Below are 12,727 nucleotides of genomic sequence, written 5' to 3'. Positions count from 1 at the left end.
AGAAACGTCGCCGCCGCCCCGCGGCGGACTACGCGCCCTTTAAATTCACCAATCCGTTCAACACCTGATCCAACCCGCCGTACACGGAGATTTTATCGATGCGTTCCGCCACGCGCTCCAGCGTTTCCAGCTCTTTCAAGCGCAGCGCGACCGGGTTGTTCTCCATCACCTTGGCGGTATTCAGCAGGGAACGCGTCGCCGACGTTTCTTCCCGGCGTCGTATCACGTTGGCCTGCGCCGCCTTTTCCGCTTCCACCACCTGAGACAGGATGGTTTTCATATCGCCCGGCAGCACGATGTCCTTCACGCCCAGAGAAACCACGTCGATGCCGTAACCCGCCATTTTTTCACGGACCTGCGCGTTGACCCGTTCATCGATGATTTGCTTGTTTTCCAGCAGTTCATCCAGCGTGCGGGTTCCCACGGCTTCACGCAATGCGAACTGTAGCTCGCGGTACAACGAATCCACCGGTTTCGTTAACTGACCGAACGCCGTCAAAACATCGCTGTAGCGCCAGTTGGCCACCAGATTCAGCCGCAGGTTGACCTTATCGCGCGTCAAAATCTCCTGTCCGCTCACTTCCAGCGCCTGCTGACGGGTATCCACCAGCTCCACCTCGACGCTGTGATTAAAACGCCAGTAGCCGCTTACGCCCGGCGGCAGCAATTCTTGCGCCGCCCCATCGACCTTCAAGAGGCCCAGATGCCAGGCCGGCACCTGCGCCAGCAAGACGCCGGCATGCCCAATCACGTGTCGCTGGCGCAGCGTCGGCTGCAACAACGCGGACACGAGCGCGTCCGGCACCCGGATGTCGTCGGTTTTCACCAGTTCGACGCGCTGATGCTCATCCTTACGCCAGTAAAGCCGGCGCGTGGCGGGCGGCAGGATTTCCTGTAGCACATCATGATCATAGCGAAGCCCGATCGCCTCTTCCGGCAACACCACATCCAGACAAAACTGCTTTACCCACTCCGGATGGTACTGGCGCAGGTAGTCGTCCAGAGGCGCCGGCACTTCAGAACCATTCAGAGACACGACGTCGATTTTCTGTCGATTAAACCAGCGGGGAATACGGTGTCGACCCGCTTCCAATACCCGCAGGTAATCGCCGTCTTTGCTCACTAAACCCAACTGACCTTTACGAATTGTTATGGACTTAAACATTAATTTCTTTCTCCTGATGAGCCCTCCGGCACACAGGGAGACGGACGTCGGGGCGAAGCCGCAGGGGGAAAACTCAGGGTTCCTGATGGAACGACTCAGTCTTCTGCCTGCCGCCCGGCGCGTCGGTCGGTCTTCCCGTGAGGCAACCGTCAACTTCCCGGTTGCGGGAGGGTTATTTTTTTCAATTATTAATATCGAGGTGCGATATTCGGGATTCGAAGCCGAGTTAACCATTTATCGAGTCGGCTACGGCCGGCGGAACATCCACAGGAAAGCGGCGCGAAGCCGCTCCTTGAATGCCGGCGTGGCGCTGAACCACTGCAAAACCAGCGTGTAGACGAGAGAGGTATTGCCAGAAGCGTGCCAACAGGAAGGAATTCGCCGAAAAAATTATAAGATGCTGATAATTATCATTTTTTAATTTATTGCGCTAATACCATGCTATTCTGACCTGCACGAATGGATTATTCTTATAGATAAGAATTTATAAATAAGGATAAGTATGAAGCGCAGAGTGGTGATCGGCACGCTAGGCACCGTCCTGGATAAACGCGGCAAACGGGCCAACCGCTTGAATAAATGGCGGCCGACCGTCGCACTGTGCCAACAGCCCGATTTGCCGGTGGACCGGCTGGAACTCATGTATCCGCCGCGCCACATCGGTCTGGCGGAACAGGTTCAGGCGGACATCGCCGAGCTGTCGCCCGCAACCGAAGTGCGTTTGCATGCCGTCGATTTGCTAGACGCCTGGGATTTTGAGGAGGTCTACACCGCGTACCTCGACTTCGCCGCCCGCTATCCGTTCGACACCGAGAACGAAGAGTATCTGGTGCATATCACCACCGGCACCCACGTGGCGCAGATCTGTTGGTTTCTGCTGACGGAGGCGCGCTACCTGCCGGCCTGCCTGTTGCAGACCAGTCCGGCTTCCCGTGAAGGCACGCCTTCCCCGGCCGGCGTCTATTCGATTATCGATCTGGATCTCAGCCGTTACGCGACGCTGACGAGCCGCTTTCAACGGGAGCAGCAGGCTTCGGCTTCGTTTTTGAAAGCGGGCATTGAGACGCGCAACGCGGCGTACAACGCGTTGATCGACCAAATCGAGCGCGTCGCGCTGCGTTCTTCCGCGCCGTTGTTGCTCACCGGCCCGACCGGCGCGGGAAAATCCTTTCTGGCGCGGCGCATCTACGAATTAAAAGCCGCTCGCCATCAGGTTTCCGGGCGCTTCGTCGCCGTCAACTGCGCGACGCTGCGGGGCGACAATGCGATGTCGACGCTCTTCGGACACGCGCGGGGCGCGTTTACCGGCGCACAGCAGGCGCGAACCGGACTGCTGAGGGAAGCGGACGGCGGCATACTGTTTCTGGATGAAATCGGCGAACTGGGTCTGGATGAGCAGGCCATGCTGCTGAAAGCGATTGAAGAAAAAACCTTCTTTCCCTTCGGTTCGGATAAGGAAGTCAGCAGCGATTTTCAACTGATCGCCGGTACGCATCGCGATATGCCGAGCTGGGTCGCAGCCGGCCGTTTTCGTGACGATCTCTATGCCCGCATCAATATGTGGACCTTTCCCCTCCCCGGCTTGGCGGAGCGGCGTGAAGATATCGAGCCGAATATCGACTTTGAGCTACAGCGCTTTGCGCAGACGCAGCAGCTGCAAGTCCGTTTCGACCGCGAAGCGCGCCAGCGATTTGTGGGATTCGCCTGCTCGCCGCAGGCTCCGTGGCGCGGCAATTTCCGAGAATTGAGCGCCAGCGTGGTCAGAATGGCGACATTGGCCGAAAACGGTCGCATTACCCCCGCGCTGGTCGACGAAGAAATCTCGCGCCTGCGGCGGCAGTGGACGCCCGGCGACGCCGAGCGCGCGCCACTGCCGGAGAGCGTCGGCGAATGCGATCTGTTCGACCGTCTCCAGTTGGAAAGCGTGCTGAGCGTGTGCCGTCAGGCCAGCAGCCTGTCGGAAGCGGGCCGCCGGCTATTCGCCGTCTCTCGTCAGCAGAAAAAAAACCCGAACGACGCCGACCGGCTGCGCAAGTATCTGGCGCGGTTCGATTTATGCTGGGAAGACGTCAAACAAAGTTAATTGATCGGAGCGTTTCACCATGGAACTGATATTTTTAGGCACCAGCGCGGGCATCCCGACGAAAGGGCGCAACGTAACCAGCCTGGCGCTGAACCTGCAAGACTCGCGCTCCGCCTTCTGGCTGTTCGACTGCGGAGAAGGCACGCAGCATCAGATGCTGCATACGCGTTTAAGCGCCGGCAAGATCGAGAAAATTTTCATCACGCACCTACACGGCGATCATCTGTTTGGACTGCCCGGCCTGCTGTGCTCCCGCTCGATGGTCGGTTGTCAGACGCCGCTGACGCTCTACGGCCCCGCCGGGCTGAAAACCTTTATCGACAATGCGCTGAGCCTGAGCGGCTCTTATCTCACCTATCCCCTGGAAGTGGTCGAGATCATATCCGGCGCGGTCTGTGAAGACGAGCGCCGCGTAGTGACGGCTTATCCGATGTCGCACACGCTGACCTGCGTCGGCTATCGCATCGAAGAGCGGCCTAAACCCGGCGCGCTGGACGTCGCGCGGCTAACCCAAGAGGGCATTCGCTCCGGCCCCTGGTTTCAGCAATTGAAGCGAGGCGAATCCGTCACGCTGGAGGACGGGCGTACCTTAAACGGCGCCGATTACCTCGGGCCGTCCACGCCGGGCCGATCGCTCGCGATATTCGGCGATACCCGCCCGTCGGAAGCCGGACGCTTGCTGGCCGCCGGGGTGGATGTGATGGTACACGAAGCGACGATGGAGGCCAATATGGCCGAGAGCGCCAACAAGCGCGGCCATTCCACGACGGAGCAGGCGGCGACGCTGGCTCGGGAAGCCGGTGCGGGGCGTTTGATCATCACCCACATCAGCGCGCGATACGGTAAGGAAGACAGCGAACGGCTGTTGGCGGAGTGCCGGGCGATTTTCCCGGCCACGGAGATAGCCGCCGACCTGACGACGTTCCGGGTTTAATGCCCTGCGCCGCAGGGCGGTTAGTCCGCCGAATTATTCCGGCACGATCTGTTCAACGCTGATGTGTCCGGTGCCGGCCGGCGACAGCGCCTTGTGCAGCCAGGGCAGCACGTTTTCCATTTGCGCTTTCAGCTTCCACGGCGGATTAATCACAATCATTCCGGAAGCCGTCATGCCGTGCCGATCGCTGTCCGGCAGCACCGCCAGCTCAATTTGCAGGATATTGCGGATGCCGGTTGCCTCCAGATCTTTCAGCAGCCGTTTAATCTGCTGACGCAGCACCACCGGATACCACAGGGCGAACACCCCGGTGGCGAAACGCCGATGACCTTCCTGAATACCTTTAACCACCGCCTGGTAATCCGTCTTCAGTTCATACGGCGGGTCGATTAGCACAAAACCGCGACGCGACAGCGGCGGCAGCTGCGACTTCAGTTGCTGGTAGCCGTCTTCGCGTAAGACTTTAGCGCGGGCATCTTTCTGAAATTCATTGCGCAACAGCGGAAAATCGCTCGGATGCAGCTCCGTCAGATGAATTTTGTCCTGCTCGCGCAGCAGCTGGCGGGCAATCAGCGGAGAACCGGGGTAATAGCGCAACTGACCGTTATGGTTATAGGTGCGAACCGCCTGCATGTAAGGGGCAAGCTCGTCGGGGATATCGTCGCGCTGCCAGATTTTAGCGATACCGTCCAGATATTCGCCGGTGCGCTCCGCATGCTCGCCGCTCAATTGATAGCGTCCGGCGCCCGCGTGGGTATCCAGATACAGGAAGGGTTTTTCTTTTTCTTTCAGCGCGGTGATGATCAGGCTCTGAACGGTGTGTTTCACTACATCGGCATGATTGCCGGCGTGAAAACTATGGCGGTAACTTAGCATAGCGACTCTTGCTTTCCGGTGAGATATCTTATGAGAAAAATCAGTTAATGCTTTTTTATTCCCCCATGTCGGCCCGCAGCGACCTCAACGCGCCAGAAAACACAGTAAACAGGAAAGAAAAGCCATAGCGCACAGTATAAACGGTCTGTCGGGAAAAATATCCTCACAATACGGCCTCGGCGCCATACCGATGGAGAACCACCGGCTTCAATATGATTTTTATTACTTTTATTTTAAACATCGCCGCTTTTAACCTATAGAAAGCTATCGATATTCACCAACATGAAGTACGATTTTCCGCCACAAGTGATGAAATGGGACATTAACTGACATGGAACCTGAAAATGAGCGTTGGTTACTGGCGCTTTCCGCGCCGATGGTTGCGCTTAATATCCAATGTACCGCCAATTACCGCGATCATTCGTTTTATCCGCCAGGAACGGATGCTGAGATTAACAGTTCCTGGGGAATCGATACCCGTGAGGCGTTGATCGCCATGATCAACAGAATGACCGATGACGGTCATGCGGAGCATCTGGCGTACCATTATTTTCTGTGGCACCACGTATCACTGGCGGAGTGGCAGGATTACTGCGCTCATCAACCGCCGGAGCAGCAGGCGGTGATGACGCTGGTCGGCGAAACGGCGGCGCTGTGCGGCGAAGGCGGCATACGCGCCTGGGATCTGGGGAGAATGAGCTTTCTGAGCCGGATTGGCGTGTTAAACGGATGGTTGAACGAAACGGAAAGCCTGTGGATCCATACCCGATTGGCCGACCGCGCCCGCTACTACTACCGCAGTTGGCAGAATTATTTCGCCGCGTTTTTCGTTGGCCGCACCTACTGGCTCGCCTCGGATGAAGACGATCCGACGCTGCAACGTTATGCCTATAGCCATTACACCCAGACGTCTAACTACATCAACCAAATCGGCTCGCTCTACACCCATCCCGACAGTCCGGTGCATGACCTCGACTGGGATATGGATATCTTACAAATAGACAAACCTGAGTCGCTATCGGGAGCAGAAATATAATGGACACCCAGTGCTGGCAGTTGTTAGGCATTGAGCCAACGCAAGACCTGGACATTATTCGTCAGGCTTATCGGCAAACGGTGCCGAAATTCCACCCGGAAACCGATCCTGAGGGCTTCAAACGGCTGCGTCAGGCCTACGATACCGCCTGTAAACTGGCGCAAACGCCGCCGGAAGAGCACGCGAAAGACGAAGCCGTCTCCCCGCAAGCCGATAGTGAATTAACGCCGCTACAGGTCGCCTTCGACCAACTGCTGAGCAATCCGGCGCAGCGGTGCGTCGCGCAATATTGGCAGCATTATATTCATTTGCTGAACCAGCACGATGTCGACGTGATTGATCGTCTCCGCTGGCCCATGCTGCAACGTCTTTATCAGGAGCCCGGCCTGTCAAACCGCTGCGCCCGGATACTGGCCGATCGTATGCGCTGGCAACAGCGTCTGGACGAACTGGCCGAGGCCCCAACGGAGGAGATCAGAGACTTTCTGGACTCGCTTGAGCAAGACGACCTGTTCGATTTTTCACTTTTATCGCACCTTAGTCTGCCGGCGCAGTTGCAAACGATTTTCTACTTTCAGCAGGGCAACGGTCTGTTCTGGAACCGTCCGCGGTTTATGCTGAAAGCCCACCTGCGCAGCGCCACAACCATTTACTGGCCCGATACCCCGGACTTGATGCGCCGCTTAGCCCGCTGGCACAGCCATGCGGAAGAGCCCTGCGCCCAGTTGCGGGATTACTGCCTGCAACAGATGGCGGAAAACCCGGAAGACGATGACTGGCTGTATCTTGCCGCCCGCCACTGTTCCCTGTGCAGCGACGAGCGACAGGCCTTGACGCTTTGGCTCAGGCTGTATCAGCGTAACGGTCATGCGCAAGCCGAACAGTGGCTGCTGAGCTGGTGCGCCCGCTATCAGAACGATCTGCTGCCCTTGCTGATTCAGTCGTTCAACCCTACGCCGGCACCGGATCTGGCGGGACTGCCGATTGATGCGCCGCAACAACGCTTCTTTATCGCGCAACAGAATACGCAAATGATGACGCGTTGGGGGCAGGCGCTACAGCAGTCGCCGAACCCGCAGGCGCAAGACTATATATTGTGGAAGCTGGGCAGGCAGGATGTATTGCCCATTTACCGCCACCTGTTGCAAAACGACGGCGCCGACATCACCCAGACGCTCTACTGGCATGCCTGCATGCTGACGCTGGGCGATGAGCGCCTGTTGCAGGACATCCTCGATCAACCGCTGCCGGAAGACCCGCTGCACGCGCTGATTCTCCAGGGATTGCAGGCGCAGGCGGCGCAGCGGCTGTCCTGGCTGGCGTCATCGGCGATTATTCAGTCGTTTACCCATTGGCTGACCGATGCGGCATCCCCGCTGCCCGAAGCGTTCACCGAGGTAAATTCCGCCAGTTGGCAGCAGGCTCAGGTCTGGCTGCGGCAATTTCGCGCCTTGCCGCCGGCCAGCCTGCGGAAACTTTATAACGGCGAATTGCCGCAGCAGCGGATTGAACCGATAAAAGATTGTCTGGCCGATCTGCTGCCGGAGGTGGAGATTGATCTTGCCAAGGCCGGAGAAAATATCAGCGCCCGGGATGCGTTGCGGCTGGCCATCCTCTTGATCATCATGCTCAACGATCCGCAGGATGACATCATCGCCGCCGCCAGATCGGCGCTGCCCCAGTCTGCGCCCGCCCACCCGGCCTATTCGCTCGTTAAGCTATTCGATGAGACGGACAATCAGCAGGAAGGGCCTGTCACGACGTTGACGCAACGATTGACGCTGAGCGATCCGTTGCATTACCACTGTTGGCTGAAGCTGCCGGTGTCGCCGGAAGAATATATCGATAATCAGGAAAGCACCCTTTTTTCCACCGCCGCCGGTTTCTACCGTGAAAACCGGCGCTGGCCGGCAACGCTGGCGCAATCCCCGGTTATTTATCAGCTTTTCTTCCATGCCCTTTACGCATTTCTGGACGAAGGAAAATCAGCCGAACAGCATCGCCGCCACCTGGAACAACTGGAGGTCAAAACCGAACTGGAGGAGCAAATCAGAAATGCGCTGCTTGCCGGGCCGTCACGCAACTTTCCAGCGCTGTTAAAACAGCTTTCCGGGGATAAAAAGGCCAGGCAAACAGGCGACATCCTCCACCGTATGTCTATGCGGGACGACGCGTTACCGATTAATAGCGACCAGACGTTTTTGCTGGCATGCGTCAACGATCCGCATGAAGATATCGCCCTGCGGCTGATAGCCAGAATCTTGCTGCAACTGACTGAACAACGGGAAAGCGGGTTTAGGGATACGTCGGCCAAAGCGAGTCACGCATGGCAGTTCTGGCGCATCGACACCCGCCTCAATCGCCGCGGATATCTGCTTCAGGCCGGGCTGGGCAGCATGCTTATCAGCCACGCAGGCTCCTGGCTCCCCCTGGACACCCCCTTTCACCTCTTTATGACGTCATTGCTGATAATCTGCAATATGTTTATCGCAACAAGTCGGCGATTTAATGATATGGGGATGGCCTCGCCGCGAACGGGGGCGTTCGTGGCGATGCTGTTGCCGATATTTCTCTTGCTCCCGCTACTCTCGCCCGGTTCGAAGCAGTGGAATAAATATGGCCCGCCGCAATCGCAGGCGCGCGACGCATCCTGAGCCGCCCGATAAAGCGGTACAGCCGTGTGCCGCTTTATCGAATTACCGTTTTATTTCATCCAGGCTTTGCTCAATGCGCCGCCGCGTCTCTTCAATCGCCGGCGTATTCTGTTGCGCCAGCCGCTGCTCGAACTCACGTAGCCAGGCGCCGACCAGCGCGCGCTCATCCGTCCGGGACTGCGCCCAGGCCTTCTCCAGCCGAGCCAGTAAATTGCGGTTGATCAGATTATCTCTGGGGTGAATTTTCAACGCCTTTAATCGCTGTCGGCTGGTCTGCTGTTGCTGCTGACTTAATCCCGTCGGACTGCGGTCAATCACCTTGGTGAAGGTGTCTCCGCTATCCGGCAAATTAACATCCACTTCAAGCAGTCCGTTGATGTCATAACTAAAGCGAACATCGATAGACTGGTGATACGCCTGTGGTTTTATCGACATATCGAATTCATCGATAAAAACGTTATTGGCGACATAGGGGCTTTCCCCCTGATAGATGGCGATGCGGATGTTATCCTGACCGGGCGAAGACGTGGAGAAGGTCTCTATCCGCGAGGTAGGCACGACGGTATTGCGCTCTAATATCGGCGAAAAAAGGCCGTCCTGCGTATCGTTTGCCGTTCTGATGCCTAACGTATACGGACAGACATCGGTCAGGATCACTTCCTCGATATCCTGTTCACGCAGCCGACAGGCGGCCTGCACCGCGGCGCCCTGCGCCACCACCGTGTCGGCATCCAGATGCTGATACGGCAGCTTGCCGAAAAGCCTGGCGACCATCTTCTGAATAACGGTCATTTTCGACGCTCCCCCCACCAGCACAACGTGATCCAGTTGTTCGGGCTTCAGGCGCGCATCATGCAACGCTTGTTCAATCGGCGCGCGTATTCGGTTCAGCAACGGCACCCAGGCCGTTTCTATCGTTGGCTCATCCGAAACCATAGGCCAGCCTTGTTCTTGCCAGTGCCAATCCATCTTGTGTTCGGTGAAAGGATAACCCGGCCGGCATTTCAGGGCTTCGGCATGACTATACAAGCCGGCCAGATCCTCAGCCGGAATCGCTTGCTCATCCAGTTTCCACTGATGCAAACAGGCTTTCACTATCGCCTGCGTGAAATCCTCGCCGCCGAGATAATTATCCCCCGCCGAACTATGCACTTCGATCAGCGGAAAGGCGTATTCCAGCACCGTGACGTCAAAGGTTCCGCCGCCCAGATCGAACACCAGCGTCCGCCCCAGCTCCTGCGTATGCAGGCCATAGGCCATCGCGGCGGCGGTCGGTTCATTAATCAGCCGCACCGCGTTCAACTCCGCCAGTTCCGCCGCAAAACGCGTCTGCTTTCGCTGCTCATCGCTGAAATAAGCGGGAACCGAGATCACCACATCCTTAATGGCGCAGCCAAGAAAACTTTCGGCATCCGCCTTAAGCGACTTTAACACCATGGCTGAAAGCTCGGTGGGCGAAAAGGTTTGATCGCCGAGTCTGAAGGTCTTTTGACTGCCCATATAGCGTTTGAACAGCGACGCCGACAGGTGTGGATGCGTGGTCAGGCGGGAAACCGCAGGTCTGCCGACCAGTATGCTGCCGTCTTCGTCGACGCTGATCGCTGACGGCGTGGCATGCTCACCCAGCGCATTCGGGATCAGCTGGGCTTTCCCGTTCTGCCAGACGCAAATCAGGCTATTGGTCGTTCCCAGATCGATGCCAATCGCCAGAGAAGGATGCGAGGGATGAGTCATGCGGCTATTCCTTTGTTATTCCATTAAACCGATGTGCGGGAGATACGACGACGACCGGGCGTTGGGGCAACATCAATTTCAACCCGCCATAGCGATAGCCGACAGTATAAACATAACCGCCTGACGCGGAAAAGGATCCCGGTGTTTTCATCGGTGCGGACGCGCGTTTGACGCGGCGTCGGATTGAGATTGGGCAAATAGCAGGCGGGAAACGGAGAAGGCGCTCATCGCCGCCTTCTCCGCAGAGCGATTAGCGGGTCAATATGATCATATTATCCAGCGACGTCTGCGCCAACGCGGCCCGTTCCGCCTCTTGTTTTTGCTCGTCCTTGCAGCCGCCCAGCAATAACCCGGCCAGCACGATTACCGCATAATATCCTGATTGTCTTCTGTTCATCGTTATGCTGCTTCCTGCATTGTTATGCATACGCCCCTTGCCAGGCATTATTTCAACGGCGAGTTTTCGACACAGCGAAAGCCATATCCGGTTCCATTATGGGAAGGAATTTTTTTACCCCGATAAATAGTGTATGTTCCGTCAATCGATCCCAGATATCCGCGGACAATCCTTTTCTGTCCTTCAGTCGGCCCCTGAGGATCCTTTTCTGGCGCGTGCTGGTAATAATCCGCCGCATACCAGTCATTAACCCAATCGGTTCCATTTCCCATCATGTCATACAGACCGAGCGGATTGGGCGCATAGCTTCCCACCGGCTTCAGATCTGACGTAAAATTCTTCTCCGGTTCACCCATCATGTAATAATTATCGCTGTTGGCAAGAATAAGAAACTGTCCCCGGCTGCGGGCGGCGTACTCCCACTGCGCCTCCGTCGGCAAATCTATGCGTCGTCCGCTTTCCGTTCCCAGCCACCGGCAGTAGGCTTGAGCGTCATGCCAGTTTACGGATGCCGGATAGTTATCACTAATTCTCACCTTGTCAGAGGCAAAATCCTTGTCATCGTTATCCCTGATGCGCTTGTAATAAGCATTTTTATCCCGCCCCTGAAACGCCAGCCAGCGGTTAAATTCGCCCCAGGTTACCCGGTATTTCCCCATCCGAAAGTCCGACAGCGCCACCCAGTGCAGCGGCTTGGTATCCTGTTCGGGGCTGAACGGCAGTTTTTCTCCCACCAGCGGGCCGAAGTCCCCCATCTGAAAACGCCCGCCCTTTACCATGATCATATTATCCAGCGACGTCTGCGCCAGCGCGGCCCGCTCCGCTTCTTGTTTTTGCTCGTCCTTGCAGCCGCCCAGCAATAACCCGGCCAGCACGATCGCCGCGTAATACCCTGATTGTCTTCTGTTCATCGTTATGCTGCTTCCTGCATTGTTATGCATACGGCCCTTGCCAGGCATTATTTCAACGGCGAGTTTTCGACACAGCGAAAGCCATACCCCGGTCCTTCATCTGCGGGAGCCTGTTTACCCCGATAGATAGTGTATGTTCCGTCAATCGATCCCAGATATCCGCGGACAACCCTTTTTTGTCCTTCAGTCGGCCCCTGAGGATCCTTTTCCGGCGCGTACTGGTAATAATCCGCCGCATACCAGTCATTGATCCAGTCTCTTCCATTTCCCATCATGTCATACAGGCCAAGCGGATTTGGTGAGTAACTCCCCACTGGGGCTCGCTCTGATGTAAAGTTTTTTTCCGGTTCGCCCATCATGTAATAATTATCGCTGTTGGCAAGAATAAGAAACTGTCCCCGGCTGCGGGCGGCGTACTCCCACTGCGCTTCCGTCGGCAGATCAAGGCTGCGGCCACTTTCCTTCCCCAACCACCGGCAGTAGGCTTGGGCATCGTGCCAGTTTACAGATGCCGGATAGTTATCACCTAAATAGGGTAAAAAGGATTTTGCATATTTATTGTCGGTGATGCGCTTGTAATAAGCATTTTTATCCCGCCCCTGAAACGCCAGCCAGCGGTTAAATTCGCCCCAGGTTACCCGGTATTTCCCCATCCGGAAGTCCGACAGCGCCACCCAGTGCAGCGGCTTGGTATCCTGTTCGGGGCTGAACGGCAGTTTTTCTCCCACCAGGGGGCCAAAGTCCCCCATCTGAAAACGTCCGCCCTTTACCATGATCATATTATCCAGCGACGTCTGCACCAACGCGGCCCGTTCCGCCTCTTGTTTTTGCTCGTCCTTGCAGCCGCCCAGCAATAGCCCGGCCAGCACGATTGCCGCGTAATACCCTGATTTTCTTCTGTTCATCGTTATGCTGCTTCCTGCATTGTTATGCATAC

Annotated in this window: 11 protein-coding genes; 5 read left to right on the top strand and 6 right to left on the bottom strand. The window is 56.7% G+C overall.

The genetic code is table 11. The features are described 5' to 3' along the window. Positions 1–28: 28 nt before the first annotated feature. Positions 29–1,165, bottom strand: coding sequence for a slipin family protein (locus ABRZ26_RS18650; protein ID WP_319605625.1), 1,137 nt, complete (start codon positions 1,163–1,165; stop codon positions 29–31). Positions 1,166–1,250: 85 nt separating this feature from the next. Here ABRZ26_RS18650 and ABRZ26_RS18645 point away from each other — a divergent pair, with 85 nt between their 5' ends. From ABRZ26_RS18645 to rnz, 3 genes are all read left to right on the top strand, one after another. Continuing rightward, a complete protein-coding gene (locus ABRZ26_RS18645) occupies positions 1,251–1,502 on the top strand; it encodes a hypothetical protein (RefSeq protein ID WP_319605624.1) in 252 nt (83 codons plus the stop codon). A gap of 165 nt (positions 1,503–1,667) precedes the next feature. After that, positions 1,668–3,248, top strand: a complete 1,581-nt coding sequence (gene rtcR, locus ABRZ26_RS18640) for an RNA repair transcriptional activator RtcR (protein ID WP_319605623.1) — start codon at positions 1,668–1,670, stop codon at positions 3,246–3,248. 19 nt (positions 3,249–3,267) lie between these two features. Beyond that, positions 3,268–4,182, top strand: a complete 915-nt coding sequence (gene rnz, locus ABRZ26_RS18635; protein ID WP_319605622.1) for a ribonuclease Z — start codon at positions 3,268–3,270, stop codon at positions 4,180–4,182. Positions 4,183–4,215: 33 nt separating this feature from the next. On the opposite strand, the gene ABRZ26_RS18630 is transcribed toward rnz, so the two are convergent. After that, complete coding sequence (locus tag ABRZ26_RS18630; RefSeq protein WP_319605621.1) at positions 4,216–5,058, bottom strand: 23S rRNA (adenine(2030)-N(6))-methyltransferase RlmJ; 843 nt, start codon at positions 5,056–5,058, stop codon at positions 4,216–4,218. A gap of 331 nt (positions 5,059–5,389) precedes the next feature. Between ABRZ26_RS18630 and ABRZ26_RS18625 the strand changes: the two genes are divergently transcribed. Both ABRZ26_RS18625 and ABRZ26_RS18620 read left to right on the top strand, forming a co-directional pair. Then, positions 5,390–6,094 carry a DUF1266 domain-containing protein gene (locus ABRZ26_RS18625; protein ID WP_319605620.1) on the top strand — a complete coding sequence of 235 codons (705 nt, stop codon included), beginning with the start codon at positions 5,390–5,392 and terminating at the stop codon, positions 6,092–6,094. Continuing rightward, positions 6,094–8,748 carry a J domain-containing protein gene (locus ABRZ26_RS18620; RefSeq protein ID WP_319605619.1) on the top strand — a complete coding sequence of 885 codons (2,655 nt, stop codon included), beginning with the start codon at positions 6,094–6,096 and terminating at the stop codon, positions 8,746–8,748. Before ABRZ26_RS18625 ends, ABRZ26_RS18620 begins: the two co-directional genes overlap by 1 nt. Positions 8,749–8,790: 42 nt before the next feature. Here ABRZ26_RS18620 and ABRZ26_RS18615 read toward each other — a convergent pair whose 3' ends face one another. The 4 genes from ABRZ26_RS18615 to ABRZ26_RS18600 all read right to left on the bottom strand — a co-directional run bounded on the left by ABRZ26_RS18615 (position 8,791) and on the right by ABRZ26_RS18600 (position 12,695). Continuing rightward, entirely contained in the window at positions 8,791–10,482 is a 1,692-nt protein-coding gene (locus ABRZ26_RS18615; RefSeq protein WP_319605618.1) for an Hsp70 family protein, read from the bottom strand. Between the two features lie 250 nt (positions 10,483–10,732). Continuing rightward, entirely contained in the window at positions 10,733–10,879 is a 147-nt protein-coding gene (locus tag ABRZ26_RS18610) for a hypothetical protein (RefSeq protein ID WP_319605617.1), read from the bottom strand. 47 nt (positions 10,880–10,926) lie between these two features. Continuing rightward, positions 10,927–11,790, bottom strand: a complete 864-nt coding sequence (locus ABRZ26_RS18605) for a formylglycine-generating enzyme family protein (RefSeq protein ID WP_319605616.1) — start codon at positions 11,788–11,790, stop codon at positions 10,927–10,929. A 47-nt stretch (positions 11,791–11,837) separates the two neighbouring features. Continuing rightward, the gene (locus ABRZ26_RS18600; protein WP_319605615.1) at positions 11,838–12,695 is read right to left on the bottom strand and encodes a formylglycine-generating enzyme family protein; all 858 of its coding nucleotides are present in this window, start codon (positions 12,693–12,695) and stop codon (positions 11,838–11,840) included. Positions 12,696–12,727: the final 32 nt, after the last annotated feature.

The sequence above is a fragment of the Brenneria sp. L4-2C genome, from assembly GCF_040240335.1.
Taxonomy (GTDB): Bacteria; Pseudomonadota; Gammaproteobacteria; order Enterobacterales; family Enterobacteriaceae; genus Brenneria.
The sequence above is the reverse complement of the archived record's forward strand: the minus strand, read 5'-3'. Positions and strand labels throughout refer to the sequence as shown.